29 protein-coding genes are annotated in these 23,479 nt (G+C 65.9%); 16 read left to right on the forward strand and 13 right to left on the reverse strand.

Annotation, left to right across the window (positions count from 1 at the left end; all coding sequences use genetic code 11):
* Nucleotides 1–30: 30 nt before the first annotated feature.
* Together EEB15_RS04025 and EEB15_RS04030 are read right to left on the reverse strand one after the other, a co-directional pair.
* Nucleotides 31–786, reverse strand: a complete 756-nt coding sequence (locus EEB15_RS04025) for a DUF2182 domain-containing protein (RefSeq protein ID WP_141508243.1) — start codon at nt 784–786, stop codon at nt 31–33.
* Entirely contained in the window at nt 779–1,594 is an 816-nt protein-coding gene (locus EEB15_RS04030) for a DUF899 domain-containing protein (RefSeq protein WP_141508244.1), read from the reverse strand. Before EEB15_RS04030 ends, EEB15_RS04025 begins: the two co-directional genes overlap by 8 nt.
* A gap of 102 nt (nt 1,595–1,696) precedes the next feature.
* On the opposite strand from EEB15_RS04030, the gene EEB15_RS04035 reads away from it, so the two are divergent.
* The 3 genes from EEB15_RS04035 to EEB15_RS04045 are packed head-to-tail and all read left to right on the forward strand — an operon-like array spanning nt 1,697 to nt 5,074.
* Nucleotides 1,697–2,920 (forward strand): helix-turn-helix domain-containing protein, encoded by a 1,224-nt coding sequence (locus EEB15_RS04035; protein WP_141508245.1) that lies wholly within the window; start codon nt 1,697–1,699, stop codon nt 2,918–2,920.
* Nucleotides 2,921–2,929: 9 nt separating this feature from the next.
* Nucleotides 2,930–3,577 carry a PQQ-binding-like beta-propeller repeat protein gene (locus tag EEB15_RS04040; protein WP_141508246.1) on the forward strand — a complete coding sequence of 216 codons (648 nt, stop codon included), beginning with the start codon at nt 2,930–2,932 and terminating at the stop codon, nt 3,575–3,577.
* Between the two features lie 57 nt (nt 3,578–3,634).
* Nucleotides 3,635–5,074 (forward strand): hypothetical protein, encoded by a 1,440-nt coding sequence (locus EEB15_RS04045; RefSeq protein ID WP_141508247.1) that lies wholly within the window; start codon nt 3,635–3,637, stop codon nt 5,072–5,074.
* A gap of 4 nt (nt 5,075–5,078) precedes the next feature.
* On the opposite strand, the gene EEB15_RS04050 is transcribed toward EEB15_RS04045, so the two are convergent.
* On the reverse strand, nt 5,079–5,306 hold the full coding sequence (locus EEB15_RS04050) for a hypothetical protein (protein ID WP_141508248.1): 228 nt from the start codon (nt 5,304–5,306) through the stop codon (nt 5,079–5,081).
* A 188-nt stretch (nt 5,307–5,494) separates the two neighbouring features.
* On the opposite strand from EEB15_RS04050, the gene EEB15_RS04055 reads away from it, so the two are divergent.
* From EEB15_RS04055 to EEB15_RS04080, 6 genes are all read left to right on the forward strand, one after another.
* A complete protein-coding gene (locus EEB15_RS04055; protein ID WP_141508249.1) occupies nt 5,495–5,731 on the forward strand; it encodes a hypothetical protein in 237 nt (78 codons plus the stop codon).
* A gap of 213 nt (nt 5,732–5,944) precedes the next feature.
* Nucleotides 5,945–6,616, forward strand: coding sequence for a hypothetical protein (locus EEB15_RS04060; RefSeq protein WP_141508250.1), 672 nt, complete (start codon nt 5,945–5,947; stop codon nt 6,614–6,616).
* An 82-nt stretch (nt 6,617–6,698) separates the two neighbouring features.
* Nucleotides 6,699–7,445 (forward strand): hypothetical protein, encoded by a 747-nt coding sequence (locus EEB15_RS04065; RefSeq protein ID WP_141508251.1) that lies wholly within the window; start codon nt 6,699–6,701, stop codon nt 7,443–7,445.
* Nucleotides 7,446–7,585: 140 nt separating this feature from the next.
* Complete coding sequence (locus tag EEB15_RS04070; protein ID WP_141508252.1) at nt 7,586–8,509, forward strand: toll/interleukin-1 receptor domain-containing protein; 924 nt, start codon at nt 7,586–7,588, stop codon at nt 8,507–8,509.
* Nucleotides 8,510–8,884: 375 nt separating this feature from the next.
* The gene (locus EEB15_RS04075; RefSeq protein ID WP_141508253.1) at nt 8,885–9,376 is read left to right on the forward strand and encodes a DUF4440 domain-containing protein; all 492 of its coding nucleotides are present in this window, start codon (nt 8,885–8,887) and stop codon (nt 9,374–9,376) included.
* Between the two features lie 55 nt (nt 9,377–9,431).
* Nucleotides 9,432–9,893: an isoprenylcysteine carboxylmethyltransferase family protein gene (locus EEB15_RS04080; protein ID WP_141508254.1), complete on the forward strand. Its 462-nt coding sequence runs from the start codon at nt 9,432–9,434 to the stop codon at nt 9,891–9,893.
* 81 nt (nt 9,894–9,974) lie between these two features.
* On the opposite strand, the gene EEB15_RS04085 is transcribed toward EEB15_RS04080, so the two are convergent.
* The 8 genes from EEB15_RS04085 to EEB15_RS04120 form a co-directional block, all read right to left on the reverse strand.
* Complete coding sequence (locus EEB15_RS04085) at nt 9,975–10,229, reverse strand: Txe/YoeB family addiction module toxin (protein WP_141508255.1); 255 nt, start codon at nt 10,227–10,229, stop codon at nt 9,975–9,977.
* The gene (locus EEB15_RS04090) at nt 10,226–10,477 is read right to left on the reverse strand and encodes a type II toxin-antitoxin system Phd/YefM family antitoxin (protein ID WP_141508256.1); all 252 of its coding nucleotides are present in this window, start codon (nt 10,475–10,477) and stop codon (nt 10,226–10,228) included. Before EEB15_RS04090 ends, EEB15_RS04085 begins: the two co-directional genes overlap by 4 nt.
* A gap of 61 nt (nt 10,478–10,538) precedes the next feature.
* Entirely contained in the window at nt 10,539–11,510 is a 972-nt protein-coding gene (locus tag EEB15_RS04095; RefSeq protein ID WP_141508257.1) for a tripartite tricarboxylate transporter substrate-binding protein, read from the reverse strand.
* Entirely contained in the window at nt 11,507–12,946 is a 1,440-nt protein-coding gene (locus tag EEB15_RS04100; RefSeq protein WP_141508258.1) for a sensor histidine kinase, read from the reverse strand. Before EEB15_RS04100 ends, EEB15_RS04095 begins: the two co-directional genes overlap by 4 nt.
* Nucleotides 12,927–13,592 (reverse strand): response regulator, encoded by a 666-nt coding sequence (locus EEB15_RS04105; RefSeq protein ID WP_141508259.1) that lies wholly within the window; start codon nt 13,590–13,592, stop codon nt 12,927–12,929. The genes EEB15_RS04100 and EEB15_RS04105 overlap by 20 nt, the downstream gene beginning before the upstream one ends.
* A 12-nt stretch (nt 13,593–13,604) precedes the next feature.
* Complete coding sequence (locus tag EEB15_RS04110; protein ID WP_141508260.1) at nt 13,605–14,582, reverse strand: tripartite tricarboxylate transporter substrate binding protein; 978 nt, start codon at nt 14,580–14,582, stop codon at nt 13,605–13,607.
* A 63-nt stretch (nt 14,583–14,645) separates the two neighbouring features.
* Nucleotides 14,646–15,572: a pseudouridine-5'-phosphate glycosidase gene (locus EEB15_RS04115; protein ID WP_141508261.1), complete on the reverse strand. Its 927-nt coding sequence runs from the start codon at nt 15,570–15,572 to the stop codon at nt 14,646–14,648.
* 37 nt (nt 15,573–15,609) lie between these two features.
* Nucleotides 15,610–15,816 (reverse strand): hypothetical protein, encoded by a 207-nt coding sequence (locus EEB15_RS04120; RefSeq protein ID WP_141508262.1) that lies wholly within the window; start codon nt 15,814–15,816, stop codon nt 15,610–15,612.
* 133 nt (nt 15,817–15,949) lie between these two features.
* On the opposite strand from EEB15_RS04120, the gene EEB15_RS04125 reads away from it, so the two are divergent.
* The 4 genes from EEB15_RS04125 to EEB15_RS04140 all read left to right on the forward strand — a co-directional run bounded on the left by EEB15_RS04125 (nt 15,950) and on the right by EEB15_RS04140 (nt 18,791).
* Entirely contained in the window at nt 15,950–16,609 is a 660-nt protein-coding gene (locus EEB15_RS04125) for a CoA pyrophosphatase (protein WP_141508263.1), read from the forward strand.
* Nucleotides 16,610–16,673: 64 nt separating this feature from the next.
* Nucleotides 16,674–17,570, forward strand: coding sequence for an SPFH domain-containing protein (locus EEB15_RS04130; protein WP_141508264.1), 897 nt, complete (start codon nt 16,674–16,676; stop codon nt 17,568–17,570).
* Between the two features lie 25 nt (nt 17,571–17,595).
* On the forward strand, nt 17,596–17,790 hold the full coding sequence (locus EEB15_RS04135) for a hypothetical protein (RefSeq protein ID WP_141508265.1): 195 nt from the start codon (nt 17,596–17,598) through the stop codon (nt 17,788–17,790).
* Nucleotides 17,787–18,791 carry a serine hydrolase gene (locus tag EEB15_RS04140; protein WP_141508266.1) on the forward strand — a complete coding sequence of 335 codons (1,005 nt, stop codon included), beginning with the start codon at nt 17,787–17,789 and terminating at the stop codon, nt 18,789–18,791. Before EEB15_RS04135 ends, EEB15_RS04140 begins: the two co-directional genes overlap by 4 nt.
* Here the strand turns inward: EEB15_RS04140 and iaaH are convergent.
* The gene (iaaH, locus tag EEB15_RS04145) at nt 18,788–20,299 is read right to left on the reverse strand and encodes an indoleacetamide hydrolase (protein WP_233259347.1); all 1,512 of its coding nucleotides are present in this window, start codon (nt 20,297–20,299) and stop codon (nt 18,788–18,790) included. The two genes, EEB15_RS04140 and iaaH, sit on opposite strands and share 4 nt — an antisense overlap.
* A gap of 178 nt (nt 20,300–20,477) precedes the next feature.
* Between iaaH and EEB15_RS04150 the strand changes: the two genes are divergently transcribed.
* From EEB15_RS04150 to EEB15_RS04160, 3 genes are read left to right on the forward strand one after another with little or no spacing between them, the layout of a single operon-like run.
* Nucleotides 20,478–21,215 carry a LuxR C-terminal-related transcriptional regulator gene (locus EEB15_RS04150; protein ID WP_141508268.1) on the forward strand — a complete coding sequence of 246 codons (738 nt, stop codon included), beginning with the start codon at nt 20,478–20,480 and terminating at the stop codon, nt 21,213–21,215.
* Between the two features lie 42 nt (nt 21,216–21,257).
* Nucleotides 21,258–21,998 (forward strand): GNAT family N-acetyltransferase, encoded by a 741-nt coding sequence (locus EEB15_RS04155; protein ID WP_141508269.1) that lies wholly within the window; start codon nt 21,258–21,260, stop codon nt 21,996–21,998.
* Nucleotides 21,995–22,483: a GNAT family N-acetyltransferase gene (locus EEB15_RS04160; protein WP_141508270.1), complete on the forward strand. Its 489-nt coding sequence runs from the start codon at nt 21,995–21,997 to the stop codon at nt 22,481–22,483. The genes EEB15_RS04155 and EEB15_RS04160 overlap by 4 nt, the downstream gene beginning before the upstream one ends.
* A gap of 44 nt (nt 22,484–22,527) precedes the next feature.
* Here EEB15_RS04160 and EEB15_RS04165 read toward each other — a convergent pair whose 3' ends face one another.
* Complete coding sequence (locus tag EEB15_RS04165; RefSeq protein ID WP_141508271.1) at nt 22,528–23,304, reverse strand: phosphatase PAP2 family protein; 777 nt, start codon at nt 23,302–23,304, stop codon at nt 22,528–22,530.
* Nucleotides 23,305–23,479: the final 175 nt, after the last annotated feature.

A 23,479-nucleotide genomic window follows, 5' to 3' on the forward strand; every position in this document is an offset into this window, starting at 1 on the left:
AGTTCCTCCACTCCCCCGACATCCTGGGGCTCACCGCCATGCCGCCTGCCCCATCAGATACACACCCGTCATGATCGACACACCGCCGATCGCCCAGGCCACACGCTCGCCGTGCGGTGCCAGACGTTCGGCGGTGATGGCGGCCGCGATGACCGCCATCGCCCGCAAGTCCATCACGCCGATGACCAGCAGGATCGTCGTCAAGCCCGCGCACGCGATGCTGCAATGCAGGCCCAGCCGCGCGCCATAGCCCAAGGCGGCGAGTGTGTTGGCGGGAGTCGCGCAGTGCAGCTGTGTCACGGGCCGGCAGTGAGCGACATGACGCGCTTTGTACGTGCTGAACTGGAACACGCCCGCGAGCAGCACGACCAGTGCGAGCGTCGACGGCACCACGCGAGCCAGTGACGGCACCCGCATCGCGGCTTCAGCGAACGCCGCGCCCAGCGCGAAGATCATCGCCCCGAGGGCAGTCCATACGAAGAAGTAGCCCGCGCCCGCCGCCACCGCTGCCATTGGGCGATGCCGCCACAGCAGCGGCGCCAACGACGGCAGCATCATCGCGACCATCATCACCACCCACATGCCGATGAACGATGCGGCGGCCGCCGCCCAGGACTGGCCGCACATCGGCATCCACGCCATCGACAGCGTCCAGCCGCCCGGCATCGCGACCTCGCCCATCTCGGCCATGGACCGGCACCAGGCGACCGTCACCGCCGCGCTGCCAACGAACAGCAGCGCCGACACGCCGGCGAAGGCGTGCCGGCGCTGGGGCTCGTCAGGCACAGCAAGTCTCGCCGGCGGTGCGCGCCGGCGCCTCGTACTCGTCGTGGCGGCGCCACCAGATGCCCTGCTCGTTGCGGCCCAGCGGCGCGCGGTCGAGCCACTGGTAGGAGCCCCACAGGCCATCGAGGCCTCGCGAGTAGGTGGAGTACGTGTGATAGATCGCGTCGCCCTCACGCACGAATGCGCTCATGCCGGGCCGCTCGCGCGTGTACGTGGCAACGTCAGTGCCGGTGGTGGCCGCGATCTGCGCGACGGGACCTTCGCCGTCTTTCGTGAGCGAATCGCCGATGCCGTTCAGCGTCCACGCGGGTTCGCGGCGGTAGTTGTATTCGACGGTGCCGTCGAGTTGCTGCTTCTCGGTGAGCGACGTGTTGAAGTCGTAGTTGAACTCGCTGCCCAGCGAAGACGCCCAGGGAAAGCTCCACCCCATGCGCTGCTTGAATGCCTGCAGCTTGGCCAGCGGCGCGCGCGAGACGGTGCACAGCTGCACGTCGTGGTTGGCCAGGTGCACAGCGAAACCGTTGAATCCGTCCGCAATCATCGAGCACGAGGGGCAGCCCGCCTTGTAATCGGGCCCGAACATGAAGTGATAGACCAGCAGCTGCGAACGGCCCTGGAAGAGATCGCCCAAAGTGGCGCGGCCGCCTTCCGTGTCGAAGCTGTAGTTCTTGTCCACCTTCACCCACGGCAGTTGCTGGCGCTGCTGCGCAAGCGCGTCGCTGCGGCGCGTGTGCTCTTTTTCGGCGGCCAGCAGTTCCAGCCGCGCGTCCATCCATTCCTTGCGGGTTGCAATCTTGTGTGTCGTCATCGCTCATCCTTTCGTTGGTTGTTGATAGCGCGGACTTATAGTAGGAACGATCAAGCGAAAGGTGAGAGTGACAAGTGTGTCGGGATATCGGATGCGGCAGCGATGGACTCGCTGATCACCGCGGCGGCGCGCGCGCTGGCGGCCGGCGACGTGCTCGGCGCGCTGAAGCGCGTGGCCCTGCGCGACGACCCGCCCGCGCTCGCATTGCGCGGCATCGCGATGGCGCGGCTCGGCGACTATGCGCGCGCGAAAGAATTGTTGAAGCGTGCGGCGCGGGGCTTCGGACCGAAGGAGGCTGTGGCCCGCGCGCGATGCGTCGTGGCCGAAGCGGAGATCGCGCTGGTCTCGCGCGACCTGGGCTGGCCGGCGAAGGAGCTGGACAACGCGCGCGCCACACTCGCCGCGCACGGCGACCACACGAACGCCGCGCACGCGGGCCACTTGCAGGCGCGGCGCTATCTCTTGATCGGGCAGCTGGACGACGCCGAACGCACGTTGGCCGGTCTCGACCCATCTCCCCTGCCGGCGGCCACCCGAGCCGCGCACGCGCTGGTCGTGGCGGGCGTGGCCGTGCGGCGCTTGCACACCGGCGCAGCGCGCACCGCGCTCGCCGAAGCCGCGCGTGCTGCGCAAGACGCGAGGATCGCCGCACTGATGGCGGAAGTGCACAGCGCATCGCACGCGCTTCACGCCCCTGCTGCGCGCGTCATCGCGGGCGGCGAGCAGCGAACGCTGTCGCTCGAAGAAGTGGAAGCGCTGCTGGCGTCCCATTCCTTCATCGTGGACGCGTGCCGCTACGCGATTCGCTGCGCAGACGTCGCCGTTCCCCTGGCGAGCCGGCCGGTGTTGTTCGCACTGGCTCGCGCGCTGGCCGAAGCGTGGCCCGCCGACGTTGCACGCGACGTATTGGTCGCCCGCGCCTTCCGCGGCAAGGAGGCCGACGAGTCTTACCGCGCGCGCTTGCGAGTCGAGATGGGGCGGCTGCGCACGCTGCTCAAACCCATCGCCGCCGTCTCCGCGACCAAGCAGGGGTTCCTGCTCGAGCCGCACCGCCCGGCGGATGTGGTGGTGCTGGCGCCGCCCACGGAAGAAGACCACGGCGAGGTGCTGGCCTTGTTGGCCGACGGCGAATCGTGGTCGAGCTCGGCGCTGGCATTGGCACTGGGCGCCAGCCAGCGCACGGTGCAGCGCGCGCTGGAAACGCTTGCGGCGGCGGGCAAAGTGCAATGGGTGGGGCATGCGCGATCACGCCGGTGGATGACGGCATTGCGGGCGCCAGGATTCACGACAGCGCTGTTACTCCCCGCTTCGCTGCCGGGTGAGTAGGATGGCGGCATGAAACCCAAAGCAGCCGGCAAGCGCATGGCCGAGATCGTGCGCGAGTACGGGCCCTTCCCGGGCGTCGACAAGGTCGCGGGCGTCACGCATGACGGCACGCAGGTGTGGTTCGCATCCGGCGACAAGCTGAACGCGCTCGACCCTGCGAGCGGCCAGACGGTGCGCACGATCGACGTGGCCGCGCACGCGGGCACGGCCTTCGACGGCAAGCACATCTTCCAGATCGCCGAAGACCGCATCCAGAAGATCGACCCCGACACCGGCCGCGTGGTGGCCACCATTCCCGCACCGGGCGCGGGCGGCGACTCGGGCCTGGCGTGGGCCGAAGGAACGCTGTGGGTGGGCCATCACCGCGACCGCAAGATCCGCCAGGTCGACCCCGAGACGGGCGCCGTGCTGCGCACCATCGAGAGCGACCGCTTCGTCACCGGCGTGAGCTGGGTCGACGGCGAGCTGTGGCACGCGACGTGGGAGGGCGAGGTGAGCGAACTGCGGCGCATCGACCCGCGCTCCGGCGAGGTGCTCGACGCAGTTGAGATGCCGGCGGGCATGCACATCTCGGGCGTGGAGTCCGATGGGGCGGATCAGTTCTTCTGCGGGGGCGGCACGAGCGGGAAGGTCCGCGCGGTGCGCCGGCCGAGGTGACGCCCCATCCCCGCACAGTAGGCGGTGCCACAATCCCCTCTATAACGAGGGGACGGGATGCGCAGATTCAAGTACGGATTCGCCGCGATTTCGGTGAGCATGTTGGCCGTGGCATGCGGCGGCGGCGATAGCAAGACGGAGCTAGAAGCGCCCGCGTCCCTCGCCTGGAGCGAGCCGCAGGCAGCGGCCACCGTGCAAGGTCAGGGGCGGACTCCGGAGCTCAAGCTCGATGATTCCGGAGGGCTCAATCTGGTGATCCCGTGGTGGAACATCGGCACGAGTCCCGGCCCTGGCCCTGCCTTTTTCTCCGTAGGGCACTGGACGGCGCTGAGGCAAACGCTTGCGCGGTCTGACAACTGGTCGACGATGCTCGTCCTGCCGCACAACCTTAACGTGAAGGACTGGACTGTCGACGCCACCGGGCTGAGTTCAGTCCTGATGGTAGATCCCACGGCACCGACCATGTTTGCGCAACTGCGCAGGACGGAAGCAGGCTGGCCAGCCCCGACTCTTGTGCCCTTCGCCCAGGCGTACCCCGTCGCGGAAGTTGTGGAAAGTGGCGTTGGCGCGGAGCCGCAACTGCGACCTTTTGTCCGTTACCGCCTCGCCGATGGATCGGACATGCTGGCGGTCGTCGAGCATCGACCCGCGGATGGCTGGCGAGTCGAGGGCATCGCAGTCGGCCCGCCGGACTCGATGGAACCCATCGCCCTCGTGCGGGGAAAGTCCGGCGACGCGATCGTGTTGTGGCGGCAGGGATCGCAACTCATGCGTCGCGTGTACGACAAGCAGGGCTTGGGGAGTTGGGGGCCTGCTGCGCAGATCGAAGGGGCGCACGCATGGCGTGGCGCGGCCCTGGCTGTCGCGGAGCCCGGCGCCACCTTTCTGCTCGCCTACGCGACCTGCGCGACTCTCAGCGGACCTTGCAACCTGATGGCCGTACAGCACAATCCGGTGTCGGGCTGGGGCCCATCTTCAGTGGTCGCGGCGGGCGTGTCCGAACTGCGGGTACGCAATGCGGGGATTGGCCGCAACGGCCACGCGATGGTATTTTGGAACCGCGCTTCCACCCGGCTGACGAACGGCGGCCCGCTGCCCGGCAACCCGCAGGCCAGCGGCCCACAGGCCGGCGTCCCCCCACCGGGCCACGAGCCGGTCGCCTCCCTTCGCGACCCTGTGGCAGGCTGGAGCTTGCCGGAACTCGCTCCAGGCGACGCGTTCCAAGTCCAGATCGACGCCGCTGGTCGCGTCACCACGGCGGGCGAGGCCACGGTCGGGCGCTATGTGCGCAGCACAGGGTGGCAGGCCGCACCCCCACCCTTTTTCGACCCGCTACGCATCTACCGTCAATACGGCTTCGTCATCGACGCCATGGGTGGCGTCACGGCGGCGTGGTCGGAACGGTCTACCGATCTCCATAGTTTTTCGGCGGGGGATCCGCCGACCTACTTCTTCACGGCCCGTCTCAACGGAACCACCATGAGCCCACCACCGTAACGGGCTACGGAGATCGATGCAGCCTGGGCGCCGAAAGCGCCTGCAGGCTTTCGGTGAGGGCGACGTCGACATCGGGCCAACGCCCGGCCAGCTTTGCAGCGGCAAGCGCTTTCTCCAGCGCCTTCAGGTCACGGACACTGGGCGCCACCTTGATCTGCGCAATGGCGGCCGCCGGATTGCCGGCGCGCAGAAGTGCGATGACTTTGTCGGGCCAGGGTGAGGGGTGTGCCAAGTTCGTTTTCCAGGGGTTGCAGCGAAGCAGCTATTGTCTACCGCGCGGCGCGGCGATGGCGCCCGCGGCATTTCCTCGCCCGTTACGGCAATATTCGATAGCTCGCGTGGCTAGGCCCTGATATAACTTGAGGACTTGGAACGCAGAAGAATCGAAACTCGGCGAATAGCTCTAACCTGGAGGAGAGAATGAATGACCACTACGTCATGCTGTATCTGAACCAAGCATCGACCGAGTTCACGATTACCGCCAGGAAGAAGTCCGCAAGGCTTCCGCAAGTAACACGACAAGCCAAACTGCTTGGATACAAGCCAATTTTGCTTGCCCATCGCCTGACCAAGGTTTCCGCCGAGTCAATGAAGAGAATGATCTGTAGCGCCTATGCAAACGCGGGCTATACATACAACACGCGCCCTCCCCTGTAGCCGCCAGCCTTGAACCCATGTACCAGTTAGTCTCGGTAGCGACTCCGGCTTCAGAGATCGGGGCGATCTCTTTCCGCGACTGGGGCCGGAATGTTGTTCTTTGGCTGGGGTGCAAGATGAGCGGTAATGACTTGTTTGGCGTTGACGCGTACGTCCAAGCGTCTCTGCGACACTCGCGCCGTTCCTGCGCCGGCCAACTCCGGCGTTGACTGCATGGCAACCATCGTGTTACCCGGCGGGACGGATGTTGCGGAAGTGGCGATCTTCAGCCTCGACTCTCTTCCAGACGTGGCGACGGATTCAGACGCCGTCGATTCGATAGTACAGAGCGGCGAACTTGTCCGTTTCCCGACCGGCGCGGACGGGGCGTATCTGTTGCACGCATACGTCGACGAAGCGATACCTGAGGATATCTACCAATACTGCGCAAAGGAAGATGCAGTTCGCGGTCGGTTGTTCTTGGCTTCGGGCCGAATAGGCTTCGGAGGCATCGAGTCAACGTTCTCTGCGTTCAAGTCAAATGCAAATATTCGGTCGGACGGCCAAGTCCCGCCGGGGGACTACGCCTTGACTGCCTTCCATGCTGAATTTCCCGACGATCTTGTGGAGAAGGCCGTCGCAGCTGCGATCGGACGAAAAGGTCAGCTGTTGTTGTGGCTGCCATCGGTTGTCATTCCACTTGCAATAGTTTTGGGAATGATCGCACTCTTCTTCAAAGGACCGCTTGGCGCACTGACCGTCGCGGCTGTCACAGTACTTGGCCTGAAGTTCGGGTACTTCTCTAACTCCACAATACGACGCCTGGATGAACAGAACAGCCGCGTCAGTTTGGCCTTTCCGAGTATCGTGGTGGAAATGCGGTCTAGGAATGCCTCCGAAGCGTGAGCTCATTACGGTCGCACCGCGATCTTCTCACACGCACTTTTAGCCTTCAAGGATTGCGTCGGTGCCAAAGTCACTAACTGGTTTGAGCGAACACATTGCCGACATCTCGTCCGTTCGGGCGAAGACGAAGGCCGCCAGGTTCAAGCCACTCCCCGACGGCGTGGAGAGCATCGCGGCTGTCGTCGCAGAGGCGTTGGCGTACCTAGAGAGCCATCTCGCGGCAGGATTCAAAGCACATCGAAGCCAACAGTCTTTGACACGAAGAGGTTCAGAGCTCACGCAGTCAATTCAATTGCGCCTTGGCTCCGGAAACTTGTCTGGCGTGAGCGTCGAGGTGTCTGCGTACGCCGCCGTGCGTTCATCAAAATTCAAGTCCTGGTGCTCAAGCGAAGGCACTGGATACGCTCGTGACCTGCTGTGGAGTCGGCAGGTTGGCTACCTCGGCGGCGCCAACGACTATATCAAGTGGCAACTCGGGGATAAGCTGCACCGAGCCGCAGAGCTGAACGACCTGTGCTTGACGCTGCAGACCACGGCGCTTCCGTCCCTCGATGCCTGGGCGACCAAGGAAGCAATTGCGACAGCGGTGTTTCGGCGAACCGAACTTGACCGCATTGACTGGCTTATGGAAGCTGCCCTTTGGTCCGGGGCTACCGCAACCGCGGAACGCCTGCTAGGAGAGCATCTATTGGCAAATCCACAGCAAGTCGCGGACTGCGCTCTTGAGCTTGCCCGCTTCCGTTCGAGTGGCGGTGCGACGCCGCTGCCTAGCGCCATAAGTGGTGCAGCATACTTGGCGGTCCGTTACGGACTCTCACTGCCGCAATGACAATCCACCGCTCAACTAGCCGGCCCGAAAGACAGCGCACCCTGCGCACCCGAAAAGTGTCAATCGACGCGCGCCCATGGCAGCAGATGGCGGTCTGCCGCACGTGTTGGTAATCCGTCGTCTTTACCCCAAGCGAGCCCATGCAAGTAATTTCACCTCCTCGAGTATTTGTTTCGTACTCATGGGATAGCGAGGAACACAAACGCTGGGTTCTTGGTCTTGCTAAACGCCTCACACATAACGGTGTAAACGCGCGCTTGGATCAGTGGCACATTCTTCCCGGACAAAGTCTCACCCAGTTTATGGAGACTGAGGTTCAAGCCTGTGAGTTCGTACTTATCGTTTGCACGAGGGAGTACGCGCGGAAGGCACTGGCACGCGCAGGCGGTGTGGGGTACGAACAGCAAATAATCACCGGAAATATTGTGGCAGGCAAGCCGCGAGAACAATTCATCCCCATCGTGCGTGACGGCGAGTTCGCTCCAGGCCCTGAATGCTCAATACCTGGCCCGTTCATGGGAATCTATGCCATTGATATGCGTGAGGGCGTAGATGCGGACACCTCTGCAGAGACGCTGCTGCGCGCAGTCTTTCGCGAGCCTGCGCTTAGACCTCCTGCCATGGGACCAAGGCCCACGTTTCTCAGTCCCCCCGAGGATTCGAGCTTGGAAGAAGACCATGAAGAGGTACGTCTTGCAGTGCAAGACATTGATGGTTGGCATCTCAATAGCGGCGTCGCGAGTCACCATCGGTGGCCTGAAACGTTTGAAATTCCAGATGAAAAGGAGCGTAGAGGGCTCGTGGAAGGCGACGTGGTAAAGCTTCAATTCGAGATCCAGTTGACTTATGGCGACGGTGCAAGGGAAACCTTGGGCGAGCGCATGTGGGTGATCGTTCGCGAAAGATCGGGGCCCTACTACATTGGTGAATTGAACAGTGCACCCGCTAGCTCGATCGAGCAAAAGCATCTCCGCACCGGTGATCGGGTCGTCTTTCTGCCGGAGCATGTCATACAGATTTATAGTCGCGGCGGCGAGGAGGTGCACGTTGAGCCCACCCCCTGACAAGCTCGCGAACACTGAGCTCCAATGGAATCCCGCTGCGGCGCGGCGTCCTCGCCCTCGTCGCGAGTTCCGCCACCTAGACAGTAGGCGAAGCGCCGGAGGAACAGGCGCCACGCGGTTCCGTCTGAATGACCTGGCTGGGAGCCGCGCATTGGCGTTAGTGCCATGGCGGCGCATCGGTTCTTCGGCTGCTTGTGGCACGCGACGGAAAACAAGGAACCCGCGTTCGGCCGGGGCTTGCGAGCTAGCCTGTTGGATTGCCGGAGCGCGGCGGGGTCGTGGAAAGCGCTCTGACTCGCCGCAATTGTTGGCGTTCCGGTCCTTTCTGCGGTATACCCCTATGCATTCCCAACCCACACTGCTAGGAGCGCTTTGATGAAATTGCTCACCTCGATTGCACTTGCCGGGTGCGTGGCCATTGCAGGATGCGCCTCCAGTGTCGGCACGCAACCTTCCTCTCAGGCCACACGAGCCGAAAATTGCAAGGTCCCCACCGAACAGGAGGTCGCGTCGCTCTTCGACCGTTGGAATGGGTCATTGCAGACTGGCGATCCGCATAAGGTCGTTGCCAACTATGCGGTGCGCTCCATTCTGTTGCCCACCGTTTCCAACAAACCGCGTTTGACTCCGATGGAAAAGGAAGACTATTTCCATCACTTCCTTGCGGATCGCCCGTCCGGAAAAATTGATCTGCGCTTCGTGGAGCTCGGTTGCAATACCGCGGTGGATGCTGGCCTCTACACATTCACGTTCGCCAAGACAGGCGCCGTGGTCAGCGGCCGCTACAGCTATACCTATCGCTGGGATGGCTCGAATTGGCTCATTACAAGCCATCATTCCTCCGCAATGCCCGAGAAAAAGCAGTAGCAAGCGGAGGGGCATACCCCGAATGGCACTTACTTAGACCTCAGCATGGAACGCCATGAGTTCGCTTGAACTGAAAATTCCACCACCGGTCGTCGCGCTGCTCCTGGCGACGCTCATGTGGCTCACGACATTCGTCGCACCGTCTCTTGCGCTGCCATTCGGGTTTCGCCTTGGCGTCGCGCTTGTTTTGGTGTGTATCGGTCAGGGCATCAGCATTTCTGGCATGGTCGCGTTTCGCCGCGCGAAAACCACTGTCAACCCGATCAAAGCGAGTGCCGCGTCGTCGTTGGTCACGCTTGGCGTTTATCGCTTCACCCGGAACCCCATGTACCTTGGCCTGCTGCTCACGCTCCTGGCATGGGCGGTGTATTTGTCGTCCCCGCCGGCCGTGCTGTGGATCCTGGCTTACGTGCTCTACATCAGTCGGTTCCAAATTCTCCCGGAGGAGCGGGTGTTGTTGTCGCTCTTCGGGGCCGAGTATGCGACCTACCAGGGCCAGGTGCGTCGTTGGCTCTGAGCAGTAGCAAGCAGAGAGGCAGAACCGAATGGCACTTGCTTAGTCAGGCACGAATGACCGTGCCCACGCACGTCTGTAGCGCTAGTAGTGGTAGCGAAGCTGCGCGATCAGGAGCCCGTCGCGCTCGGGCTTGTAGACCATCCGGTGCTCGTCGGTGATCCGGCGAGACCAATATCCGGCCAAGGCATGTTTCAGCGGCTCTGGCTTTCCGATTCCAATGAACGGTTCGCGCGCGGTGGTCTCAATCAGCTCATTGATGCGCTTCACAATGCGCTTGTCGTGCTGCTGCCAGTACAGGTAGTCTTCCCACGCTTGTTCGGCGAAGACCAGCTTCACTTCGTGAGCTTTCGCACCTTGCCTTTACCGGTTTCCAGTTCCTGCATCGCGCTGAGCAGGCGCCGTGCGTTGGTCGGGCTGCGCAGCAGGTATGCAGTTTCTTCAAGCGCCTTGAAGTCGTCCAGGGCAAGCATGACCACCGATTGTTCGCCGCCGCGGGTGATGATCAGGGGTTCGTGGTCTTCGCACACCCGGTCCATGGTCTTGGCCAAGTTGGCGCGAGCGGAGGTGTAGGTGATGGCGTCCATAGTGTGCCCCGAGGTTGCTGTACGTGAAATTGTACAGGCGTTCGGCTTCCTCCGCTCCGCCTCACCGCACCCGCAAACCCAGCGAACCCGCCAGCGCCCGCATCTGCAGCACCTGCTGCCGCACATAGGCATCCATCTCCGCACCTGACAGCGCAAACGGCTGCAGCGCATAGGTCTCCAGCAGCCGCATGTACTCCGGCGTCGCCATGATCCGCCGCAGTGTGCGCGCCCATTCAGCCGCATCCTTTTCAGCAACCCCCGGCCCCATGTACAGCCCCCGCACGGTTTGCCACACCACGTCGACGCCTTGCTCTCTTGCCGTGGGCACAGTGCGGAACGCGCCGCCCAGGCGCTGCGGCGCCAGCACGGCGATGAGCTTCAGCTCGCCGGCCATGAAGGCGTCCCGCGCCTCGGCGGCGTCGCCGCAGAACACATCGACGTGCCCGCCCTTGAGCGCCGCGATGGCCTGGCCGCCGCCTTCGAACGACACGAAGCGCATCGCCTTGTGATCGCCGCCCGCCGCTTTCACCAGCAGCGCGGCCTTCACCCAGTCCTGGCTGCCGACACCACCGCCCGCGCCGAACACGGCCGCCGCCTCGTTGGTGCGCAGCAGATCGCGCAGCGCCGCGAGCGATGTGATGCGCGAATCCTTGCGCACCGCCACCACGCCGTATTCCGTGCCCAGCGTCGCCAGCCAGCGCACGTCCTTCGCGTCGTGCGGGCCGAACTTGCCTTGCGCCAAGTTGAGCAGCGAGCCGGTGGAGAACGCGACGAACACGCGCGGGTCCGCCCACTGCTGGCTCACGGCGCGATCGAACGCCACCGCGCCGATGCCGCCCGGCAGGTACTTGAGTTCGACCTCCGCCGCGGGCTGTGGCAAGGGCAGGCGCAGCATGTCGCGCACCAGCCGGCACGTCAGATCGAACCCGCCGCCCGGTTTGGCGGGGGCAATGCATTCGGCCGTCGCAGGCGCGGCAATGGCTTCGAGCGCACTGCAGGCGAGCAGACTGAAAGCAAGCACGACGTGTTTCATGACGGCGACTCCGCGTTGTTCGGCTGGCGCGGCCACCAGAGCGTTGCGCGCAGGCCTGTGGCCTCCGAAGACGACTCCGAAGACGGCTCCAGTCTCAACACGCCGCCGTGACGCTGCGCGATGGAGCGCACGATGGCCAAGCCGAGACCGGAGCCGGTGCGCGGGCTGCCCGCGCTGCGCGTGAAGCGCGAGCCCGCCGTGCGCTGCAAGTCGGCGGGCAGGCCCGGCCCGGTGTCTTCCACGGTCACGGCCCATCCGAGTGCGTCGCCCGCGCAGCTGAGCGTGATGCTGCCTTGTGGCGTGTACGCGATGGCGTTGGCCACCAGGTTCGAGACGGCCTCGCGCAATAGGCCGGCGTCTGCGGTGGCGTTTCGCGGCTCGCCTTCCAGCCCCAGATCCAGCCCCTTCGCACGCGCCAGCGGCAGGAACTCGCGGGCCACTTCTTCCAGCAAGGCGTGCAGGTCGAACTCCGCCAGGGCCAGTGCCGCGGTGTCGCTGCGCCCCAGGCTGAGCAACTGGTGCGTGCTGCGTGTCGCGCGCTGCAACTCGCCGGCCAGCGCGGCGACGGCGTCGCGTGCCTGCGCGGCATCGGTCTCGCGCAGCGCGAAGTCCGCCTGCACTTGCAACGTCGTGAGGTGGGTGCGCAGTTGATGCGACGCGTCGTCCAGGAACTCTCGCTGCTGTGTCGCCAGATGGTCGATGCGCCGCATGTGCTGGTTCATCGCCTCGACGACAGGGCGCACGTCGGCGGGCAGGCCTTCGCCGGGGATGGGGCTCAAGTCACCGGGGCCACGCGCGGCGATCTGCCCCGACAACCCGGCGAGCGGCCGCAGGGCCAGCACGACCGCAAGGATCGACAGGCCCACCGTCAGCGCCAGGAACAACGCGTTCTCCACAGCCGCGCGGCGCAGGAACACGCGCCGGAACTCGTCGCGCGCCTGCGTGCTTTCCGCCACCTGGATGGTGAGCTGCTTGGCGGGCGACTGCGCCGTGGGCCGCTCCAGGTCGCGCATGTAGGCCACCAACCGCACCGGCGCGCCGAAGTAGGTGCCGTCGTAAAACACCGGAACGCCGGCGCGCAAGGGCGCTGGCGGTGCGGGCAAGTCCGCGCTGCCCAGTTCCACCAGGCCGTCGGCGGTGGCGACGCGGTAATGCACCGGCCCGCTCGCGGTGAGCTCGAAGAACTCGAACATGCGGTAAGGCAATTCCACGGAAAGGCCGCCCGATTCGGTGGAGACGTTGGCGTCGATGGACTTCAGCGCGCCGAGCAGGGACCGGTCGTACGCGGTGTTGGCCGCATGGCGCACGTCGAGCGCGGTGACGCGCAACTGCAGCAGTGACAAGACCAGCAGGGCGGGCAGCAGCAGGAGCAGCAGCGCGCGCGCAAGTTTGAGCTGCCGGAACCGCTGCCAGCGACTACGCGGCTTCGAGTGCATACCCCAGGCCGCGGAAGGTGGCCACGCGCACGCCCGTTCCGTCCAGGCGTTTGCGCAGGCGGTGCACGATCACTTCCACCGCTTCGGGGTGGATGTCGGCTTCGTCGGGCAGCATGCGCTCCAGGATCTGCTGCTTCGACATCGGCTCGCCGCTGTGCTGCAGCAGCACGCGCAGCAACGCGTGTTCGCGCGGCGACAGCGCGAGCACTTCGTCATTTAAGGCGAAGCGCTGGCTGGCCAGGTCGTACGACAGCGGACCGCAAGCCAGTCGCGCGGCCTGGGCACCCCGCGCGCGTCGCAGCAGCGCGTGCAGGCGCGCCTCCAGCTCTTCCAGCTGGAAGGGCTTGGCGAGGAAGTCGTCGGCGCCGGTGTGGAAGGCGCGCACCTTGTCGGCGAGGGTGTCGCGCGCGGTGAGCACGAGCGTGGGAACCAGCGGGTCGCGCGCCCGGATCTGCGCCAGCAGTTCCTGCCCGTCCACGTCGGGCAGGCCCAGGTCGAGAACGATCACGTCATGCGCGCCACGGCCCATGGAAGCGAGCGCCGTGCGGGCGCTGTCCACCCACTGGGCGATGATGCCCGAGCGCTCCAGCGCCTTGCACAGCCAGGTGGCCAGCGTGTGCTCGTCTTCAACGAGCAGGATGCGCATGAGGGCGTCGCTTCATTCGGGCTTGATTTTGGCCCGATCCACGACGATTTTCCAGCGCTTCTGTTCTGCCGCGATGAACTGCGCGAACTGCGCCGGCGTGCCGCCGATGGCTTGCGCGGCGTCCAGGTTCAGGCGTTCCAGTGACGTGGGCGACTTCATCGCCTTCATCGTCTCGGCCGAGAGCTTGTCGATGTTGGCCTGCGACATGCTCGCGGGCGCCAGCATGCCGTACCACTGCGTCATCTCGAAACCGGGGAAGCCTTGTTCCGCCACCGTCGGCACGTCGGGCAATTGCGGCAAGCGCTGCGCGGAGCCGGTCGCGATGCAGCGCAGTTTGCCGGCCTTGATGTGCGGCAGGATGGCAGAGGCGCCGACCGATGCCGCATCGAGGCGGCCCGACAGCAGGTCGGTGAGCTGCGGGCCGGTGCCCTTGTAGGGAATGTGCAGCATGAAGATGTTGGCCGTCATCTTCAGGAACTCGAAGGCCAGGTGGCCCGCGCTGCCCGTGCCGGCCGAACCGTAATTCAGCTGGCCGGGTTTGGCCTTGGCCAGAGCGATGAACTCCTTCAAATTCTTCGCGGGCATGCTCGGATGCACCACGTACAGGCTGGGCACCTTGGCCAGCAGGCTGACGGGCTTGAAGTCCTTGTTGGCGTCGTACGGAAGTTTGTCGTACATGTACGGGTTGACGGCCAGCGTGCCGATGTGCCCGAGGATGATGGTGTGCTGGTCTTCGGCGCGCGCCACTTCGGCCATGGCGATGTTGCCGGAGGCACCCGGCTTGTTGTCGACGAAGACGCTCTGGCCCAGGGTTTTGGTGAGCTCGGTGGCTGCGGATCGCGCGATGATCTCGGAGCTGCCGCCGGGCGCGAAGGGCACAACGAAGCGCACGGGCTTCGCTGGCCATGCGGCCTGCGCGTGGGCGAGGAAGGGGCTGCCGCCGGCCAGCGCCGCCGCGGCCCCGAGGATGGAGCGTCTCGTGGGGTTCATCTTGTCTCTCTTTGTTGTCCGCCTGTGTGGCGGGATACGGTGGACCTTACCCGGGCGCGGCTTTCAAGCGCCTTTCAGTGCCAGCGCCAGCCGCGCACCGACCTCGGCATTGTGTTTGACCAGGGCGATGTTGGTCGCCAGGCTGCGTCCGCCGGTGAGGGACTTGATGCGGGACAGCAGGAACGGCGTGACGGCCTTGCCGGTGATGCCCTGCTCTTTGGCTTCGGCCAGTGCTCGCTGGGTGATCGCGTCGATTTCTTCGCGCGGCATTTCTGCCGACGTGGGCACCGGGGTGCTCAGGACCACGCCGCCTGCCAGGCCCAACTCCCACTTCGTGCGGATGAAACGCGCCTGCGCGGCCGGGTCGTCCAGCCGGTAGTCGGCGCGAAAGCCGCTGTCGCGCGTGTAGAACGCGGCGAAGTTGTCCTGCTCGCAACTGAGCACCGGCACGCCGTGCGTCTCCAGGTATTCCAGCGTGAGGGCGATGTCCAGGATGGACTTGGCGCCCGCGCACACCACGGCCACCGAGGTTCTGGCCAGCTCCTGCAGGTCGGCCGAGATGTCGAACGTTTCGGGCGCGCCGCGGTGCACGCCGCCGATGCCGCCGGTGACGAACACCTCGATGCCAGCGAGCGCGGCGCAGATCATGGTGCCGGCCACGGTGGTGGCACCGGTTTCGCCGGAGGCCAGCACCGCCGGCAGGTCTCGGCGGCTCACCTTGTGCGCTTCGCCCGAACGGCCCAGCAGCTCCAGCTCGTCGTCGGAAAGGCCGATGCGGACGCGACCGCCGATCACGGCGATGGTGGCGGGCTCGGCGTCCATGGCGCGGATCAGCGCTTCCACTTCACGGGCGGTGCGCACGTTCTCCGGGTACGGCATGCCGTGGGCGATGATGGTCGATTCCAGCGCGACGATGGCGCGGCCGGCGGCTTGCGCGGCCGCCACGGGGGCGCTGAAGGTGAGCCAGGAGCGGGCGGAGTCTGCGTTCATGCCGCCATGATGCCCGGCGGCGGCGGCCCTTGTCGAGTCAATGCAGCCCGACGGCTTCCACGGCGGGCGCCGCGAGTTCACGGCCGACCATGGCGCGGGCGAAGAGGTAGTTGTTGCGGGCGTTTTCGCTGAGCTGGTCCAGGTCCACCCGGCCATCGCCGTCGCAAGGAAACGCATAGCCCCGCCCCGGGTCGAACAGCGACCGAAAGCACAACTGAAACGGGCCGGATCTGGACTGCATCATCTGGCGTACTCCTGCGGGGTTGCCCCACGCGGCCTGCGCAAGTTGCGCAGTGCCGTAGTGCTTCAACGGAAGCGGTGGCCAACCCGATGACGGGGTTGTGCAAAGAGTTTGTGAAGACGACGAAAATGCCCCCATGCTGCTCGACCAACACCTACAGCGCATCATCCGCAAGCGCCTGTCGGAGTTTGCCGTCCACTCACTCGATGTCGGGCCCCACCGGCACGCCGCCGTCGTGGCGGCGCTTGCCGAAGAAGGCCTGGGCGCGCGGGTCGACGGGCTTGCGGTGCCGGACCACTGGAGCAACGACGCGGCGATCATCGTCACGCGCCGTGCGGAAACCCTCAGCAACCACGCCGGCCAGTGGGCGCTGCCGGGCGGGCGCGTGGACCCAGGTGAATCCATCGAGCAGGCGGCACTGCGCGAGCTGCGGGAAGAAGTCGGCCTGGAGTTGCCGGAGAACGCCGTCCTCGGCCGGCTCGATGACTTCGTCACCCGCTCGGGCTATGTGATCTCTCCCGTTGTCGCCTGGGCCGGCACGGCACCGGAACTTCAAGCGAACGACGCCGAGGTGGCCGGCATACACCGCATCCGGCTCGAGGAGTTCATGCGCGCGGACTCGCCGATGCTCGAGCCCACCGAAGACCCCGCGCGGCCTATCCTTCGCATGCCCGTGGGCCGGTCGTGGATCGCCGCACCGACGGCCGCCGTGATCTACCAGTTCCGCGAAGTCTGCCTCGCGGGCCGGCCCACGCGCGTCGCCCACTTCGACCAGCCGATGTTTGCGCGGCGCTGACGCGCCTGTTGACTTCCCGCATTTTCGATATTAAAGTGATATCACTTTTCATCGGAGGCATGACATGAACCATCTCGCCAACACCACGCACCGGCCCGTGCGGAAGGAGATGCCGTATCACTCGGCCAGCGGCTACGTGATGACGCTGGTGGCCCTGCTCCTCATCGGGCTGGGCGCGCTGGTGCTGTTCCAGCGTCTCGCCCCCTGGGCATTCGGTGTGGTGCTGGTTCTGGCCGGCATGGCCTTATTGCCCGGCCTGTACATGTTGCAGCCCAACGAGGCCATCGTCCTCACGCTGTTCGGCAAGTACCAGGGCACCAACCGCTCCGAAGGCCTGCGCTGGACCAACCCGCTGCAAACCGGCAACAAGATCTCGCTGCGCGCGCGCAACCTGAACACACCGTCGCTGAAGGTGAACGACAAGCGTGGCAACCCGGTGGAGATCGGCGCGGCGGTGGTCTGGCGCGTGCACGACACGGCGCAGGCGGTGTTCGAGATCGACGACTACACGCGCTTCGTCAGCATCCAGGCTGAAGCCGCCATCCGCCATCTCGCGACCTTGTACGCCTACGACAGCGGCGAGGACCTGCCGGCCGATGAAACGACCTTGCGCGCCGGCCTCGACGTCGTGGCCGACGCGCTGAAGGCCGAGCTCAACCAGCGGTTCGCGAGCGCCGGCGTCGAGGTGCTGGACGCCAAGCTCACCCACCTGGCCTACGCACCGGAGATCGCCCAGGTGATGCTGCGCAGGCAGCAAGCGACCGCCATCGTCAGCGCGCGGCACCAGATCGTGGCCGGTGCGGTGGGGATGGTCGAATCGGCGCTGAAGGGCCTGTCGGAGCGCAACCTCGTGGTGCTCGACGACGAGCGCAAGGCCGCGATGGTGTCCAACCTGCTGGTCGTGCTCTGCTCCGACAACAACACCCAGCCCGTGATCAACACCGGCACCCTCTACACCTGACCGCGGACAGGCAGCGCGGCAACCGATGGCCAGCCCGGGCAAGAAAGCATTCCCCCTGCGGATCGACCCGGTCCTGTGGGCCGAGATCGAGCGCCTGGCGGCGCAGGAATTGCGCAGTGCCAACGCGCAGGTGGAGTTCCTGCTGCGGGAGGCCTTGGTGAAGCGCGGCCGGCTGCCGCGCGGCGGCGAACCGGACAAGAAAAGGGATAGCCAGAAATGAATTTCCATTGCAATGGATTGCGGCGAGCTGCGTTGTGCATCGTTCTCGCATTGGCGACCTCGCACGCCGCGGCGCAGTGGCGCACGTCGACGCCCGCGGAACAAGCGCTGGACACGGCCGCATTCCAGGGCGTCGCCGAATCGATTGTGGGCGAGCTGCCCGACGTGCAGAGCGCAGTCGTCGCGCTGCGCGGCCGTGTGGTGTTCGAGTACTACCGCGACGGCTCGGTCGACACGCTGCGCGAGCAGCAGTCGGTATCGAAAAGCGCACTGTCGATTCTGGCCGGCGTCGCATTGGGTCAGGGCCGCATCGCCGGCCTCGACCAGCCGGTGGTGGCGCTGGTGCCGGAGTGGGCTGCATTGAACCCGGATCCACGCGCGGCGTCTATTACGGTGAGGCATCTGCTGACCATGACGGCCGGCTTCGAAATCAACGATCCGACGGGAACGGCCGCGCCGCTTGCGCCGCGCGAGGGCTGGGCGCGGCGCCTGGTCGCCGACCCGGGGCAGAAATTCGCCTATGACAACTCGGTGGTAACGCTCACAACCGCCGTCGTCGAGAAGGTGGCGGGCATGCCGTTCGCCGACTACGCGCGCCAGGAGTTAGGGGTGCCCTTGGGGATCAAGGAACCCGGCTACCGGCGTGTCTTGCAGGCGCGCACCGTCGACATGGCGAAGCTCGGCCAGCTGATGCTGCAAAAAGGCATGTGGGAAGGCAAGCAGCTGGTGCCGGAGTCTTTCGCGCTGGCCGCGGCGCGCCAGCAGAACGCGGGCGGCCCGCCAGTGGGCTTGCGGTACGGCTTCATGTGGTGGGTACCGCCTTCCGACGCGGAGCGTCCCGCGTTCCTGGCGAGCGGCTATGCGGGGCAGTTCATCTGGGTCAATCCGGCGCTGGAGGTTGTCATCGCGGTCAATTCCACCGTGTCGCCACAGAGCCAGCAGCGCGGGCAGGCGTTTCAGTTGATTCGGCAGAGGCTGTATCCGGCGGTGCTTCAGCGCTAGCGCGCCGGCGCGATGCGGCCCAGCACGGCTTCGATCGCCATGCCGATGGCAACGAGCCGGCGGTCGGAGCCGCTCGGGCCGTCCAGCTCCAACCCGATGGGCAGCTTGCTGCTCGCGCCCAGGCCGATCGGCACCTGGATGCCGGGAATGCCGGCGTTGCTGCCCGGGTCGGTGTTCTGGATGAACAGCAGGAAGTTGTCGAGGCTGCTGGAATCGGCATTGGCGGTCAGCGCGACACGCGGCACCGTCGGGAAGATCAACGCGTCGAGCTGGTTGTTGGCGAAGGTGTCGGCATAGAGCTTGATGAGCGCCGGGCGATGCACGGTCATCGCCGCGTTGTAGACCGGTGCGGCGTCGATGAGGCCGGTCGGTGTCGGCAGCTTGCGCGGGATGACGAGCCCGTCGTAGGTGCCTTTGACATCGGGGCTCGCGATGCCCGCGGCCAGCTGCGCGATGGTGACGCCGGTGTTGTAGGTGGCCAGGTAGCTCACCATGTCGTCATAGGCTTCGTACAGCGCGACTGGGAAGCCGACGTTGCCGTTGATCGTGGCGAGATTGGGCATCGTCACGTCGACCACCGTCACGCCCGCGGCCTTGAGTTTCGCGATGGCGCCGTTGAAGGCCGCCTGCGTGTCGGCGTCCATGTTGGCCATGAAGTCGGCCGCGATGCCCACGCGCACGGCTTTCAGGTCCGCGGGCTGCGTAGCGGCGGCGCCGGTGATGACGCGGTCCATCAGCTCCACGTCGGCCATCGCCACCGCCATCGGCCCCGCCGTGTCGCGGGTGTGCGAGATCGGGGCGATGCCGGCCTGCGAATAGCGGCCCACCGTCGGGCGCAGCGACGAGCAGCCGTTGAGCGCGCAAGGCAGCCGCACCGAGGCGCCGGTGTCCGTGCCCAGCCCCGCCGGCGCCATGCGCGAGCCCAGCGCGGCGGCCGTTCCGGCGGACGAGCCGCCGGACATCTTCGTCGCGTCGTAGGCGTTGCGCACGCCGACATTGCTGCTGGTGTTGTAGGCCGGGTTGTAGCCTGAGATGCCGAAGGCCAGCTCGTGCATGTTGGTCTTGCCGAGCACCACCGCGCCGGCGTCGCGCAGCTTCTTGAGCACCGGCGCATCGGCGGCGGGCACGAAGTTCTTCAGCGCCGGCGTGCCGGCGGTGGCGGGCAGGCCCGCCACCTGGATGTTGTCTTTGACCACGATGGGCACGCCTTCGAGCGGCAGGCAAGGCGCGCCGGTCGCGCGGCGGGTGTCTGCATCGCGCGCTGCCTTCAGCGCACCGGCTTCGTCCAGCGTGACGAAGGCATTGAGGTCGGGCCGCGCCTTGGCACGCGCCAGGTAGGCCTTGACCACGGACTCGCTGGTCATCGCGCCGCTGCAGATGTGGCCCGCGGCCTCGCTCGCGCTGAGCGTGTAGATGTCCGGCTCGATGCGGACGGCAGCGCCGCCGCAGGCAGCGAGCGCGAGGGCCAGCGCCAGCGGCGCGGCCAGTCGGCGAGGCAATGAAATCATGGTGCTGCTCCTCATGCGTAGTGGTGGCTGCATGATCGGCAACGGGTGCGGGCCTGTCTGTCCTTGGATCGGATGACGGCGTGTCATCGATTTCGATGACACGAAACGTGTGCAAAACCGTTGACCGGCGCGGCGGGCCGCAATATAACGTTCTCACCACTCTCGAACGAGCCACGCCATGTTCCTGTCCGGACCCGAGCAACGCGCCCTGGCGTCCTGCTTCGCCTTGCTGGCGCAGGACTTGAACGAGCGCGAGATCCGCGAGCGCATCGGCCGCGCCACGCTCGACCTGTTCCGCGCGGACTACTTCGCATCCTTTGTCTGGAGCCCCGAAAAAGGTCGCTTCGCCGACGGCGTCTCCATGAACATGGACCTGTCCAACCTGCAGAAGTACGACGCCTGGTACCAGTACCGCGACCCGATCACCTTCGCCCTGCAATCGAAGCGCCACGCCACCGCGGTGAGCGAGGTGATGCCGCGCAGCGAGCTGCTCAAGACCGAGTTCTTCAACGACTTCCTGGCGCATGACGGCCTGCATTGGGGCATCAACCTGCACGCCTTCGACGGCCCCATGGCACTGGGCGACCTGCGCATCTGGCGCAGCCGCGCGCGGCGCGAATTCGACGGCCACGACAAGCTGCTGCTGGACCTGATCGAGCCGGCCTTCGTCGCGGCATTGCGCCGCGCCCATGACGCGCACAAGCCGCCGCCCTCGCCGCAGGCGGCGCTGGCGGGCTTGAGCCGGCGCGAGCTGGAAGTGGCGCGCTGCGTTTGCCGCGGCCTCACCGACAAGGAAATCGCGCGCGAACTCGGCATCGCATTGCCCAGCGTGCGCACCTACTTGCAGCGGCTGTTCGACAAGCTGGGCGTGCACCGGCGCGCGGGGCTGGCGCAGCTGGCGGACAGACTGCACTAGGGCCTTCGGCTCGCCGCAGCGGACAAGCGGCACAATGCCGCCATGACCTCGCAAGACATCGAAGACATCGAACGCGCGACCGTCGTGGCGGTTTCGCCGCAGGCGCAGGAAGAGATCGCCGGGTGGTTGCTGCCGTTCGATACCGGTGCCGTGTGGCGCGCGAAGAGCGCGGTGCCGCTGTCGCACGGCGAGCCGCAGCCGGGCATGATCGACGTGATCGAGTCGCGCTACGCCGCGCGCGGCATGCCGGCGGTTCTGCGGCTGCCGGATATCGCGGCATTTGCATCGTTTCGGGCCGCGCTGACGGAGCGCGGCTACGCGCCCGCGAAACCGACGCACGTCCAGGCAGCGATGGCGCCAGACGTGCGCGCCGTCTCGGCAGCCCCTTTGGCGCAGACCGCACCCAGCCCCGACGAAGCCTGGGCCTCCGTCTTCGTCGGCGAAGGGTTCGATCCCGTCGAAGGCGCGAGCCGCGTCGCCACATTGAGCCGCGCGCCGGGCGCCCTGTTCGCATCGATACGTGAGGGCGAAGCCACGGTCGCGGCCGGCATGGCCGGCTTCAGCCACGGGTGGGCCAGCGTGCACGGCATGCGCACCGCCCAGCACTGCCGCGGGCGCGGGCTTGCGGCGCGGGTGCTCGCCACTTTGGCCGACGCAGCGCTGGCGCGGGGCCTCGATCGCATGGTGCTGCAAGTCGAGGTGGGAAACGCCACTGCCCTGGCGTTGTACCAGCGCGCCGGTTTCAGCACCGCATGGTCCTACAGCTACTGGAAAAAAAGATGACACAGCCCGTTTCGATCCGCAAAGCCGAACTGCCCGACGCGGAAACCATCGCCGCGTTCAACACGGCGATGGCCCTGGAGACCGAAGACCGGCGGCTCCTGCCCGAGCGCGTGGGCGCGGGCGTGCGGCGTCTTTTGAGCGACCCGTCGCTGGGCTTCTATGTGGTTGCCGAAAAGGCCGGCCAGGTGGTGGGCTGCCTGATGATCACCCACGAATGGAGCGATTGGCGAAACGGGCTGTTCTGGTGGATCCAGAGCGTGTACGTCGAGCCTGGCTCGCGACGCGGCGGCGTCTACCGAAGCCTCTATGAGTTCATCCGCACCAAGGCGCAGGACGACGCGGGCATCTGCGGCTTCCGGCTCACGGTGGAGAAAGACAACGTCGACGCCCAGCAGACCTACCGTTCGCTCGGCATGGAAGCCACCGACTATCGGGTCTTCGAAGAGCTGAAACAAGGCGTGGAGTACTTCGGGCCCACGCCCTGAAGCAACCTGAAGCGCCCTGAGAGTCCGCGCGGCAGAAGGTTTTGTCATGCAGGCGGATGGGTTCGCCTTCTGCCTTGCGCGCGATGCTGGAAGTAGGTGCGCGTCCCGACCACGCACAAGGTCAGCCACGCCACGGCCTCGGCGAAGCCTGCGATGATGTCGCTGAGGAAGTGCGCGCCCAGGTACATCCTGCTCACGGCAACCAGCGCGATGGCGGCCATTGCGACCATCGCGATCGCCATGCGTGTGCCCCGGGCCGCGGCGCCCGTGATGAGCATGGTGGCCATCACGCCATAGAACAGCGTCGCGCCCGCCACATGTCCGCTGGGGAAACTGTAGGTGGCCAGGATGACGATGGGATCGTCGAAGCTCGGCCGCGCACGCTGGAAAGCAAGTTTCATCAGGGTGTTGACCAGCATGCCGCCCGGCACGCAAAGCACTACGATCAATAGCCATTGCCACTGGCGCTTGCAGAACAGCACCAGGCCCAGGACGAAGGCGGCCGCGCCCAGGTGAATCGGATCATGGAGCCGCGAAACCAGCAGCATGAACCGCGTGAGCGAGGGAATGGCATGGGCATGAAGCCATTGGGCGATGTGCACATCCACCAGCGTCAGCGCATCGCCGGTCACGACATCCTCGGCGACCCCGCCGAACAGCCACCCGGCGCCGACCAGAACGGCGGCGCCCACGGTCAGCTGCAGTCCCAGGTAGCCCTGGGGGGAAAGCCGCGCCTGGACAAAAGCCAGCTGCCTCGCGAACCGCCGGCGAAAGGCCAGAACGCGCGGCCGCACCAGCCATCGGGCCAATTTCTGGTTCATGTCGAGCGGGACTGCCTTTCCGGGGACGGCACCCAGTTTACGGCCCCGGCGTTTTCCCGTGGGGTGGTGGCTTCGCCCGGCGCCACCACCCCGGTTTTCCCCGGTTCGTCGCACCGGGCTGCAGTTCGTCGCATGGGACTGGTGGAAGAGGCGTCATTCCCGATAATCGAGGGCT

The sequence above is a fragment of the Ramlibacter sp. WS9 genome (genome assembly GCF_003797765.1).
Taxonomy (GTDB): Bacteria; Pseudomonadota; Gammaproteobacteria; order Burkholderiales; family Burkholderiaceae_C; genus Ramlibacter.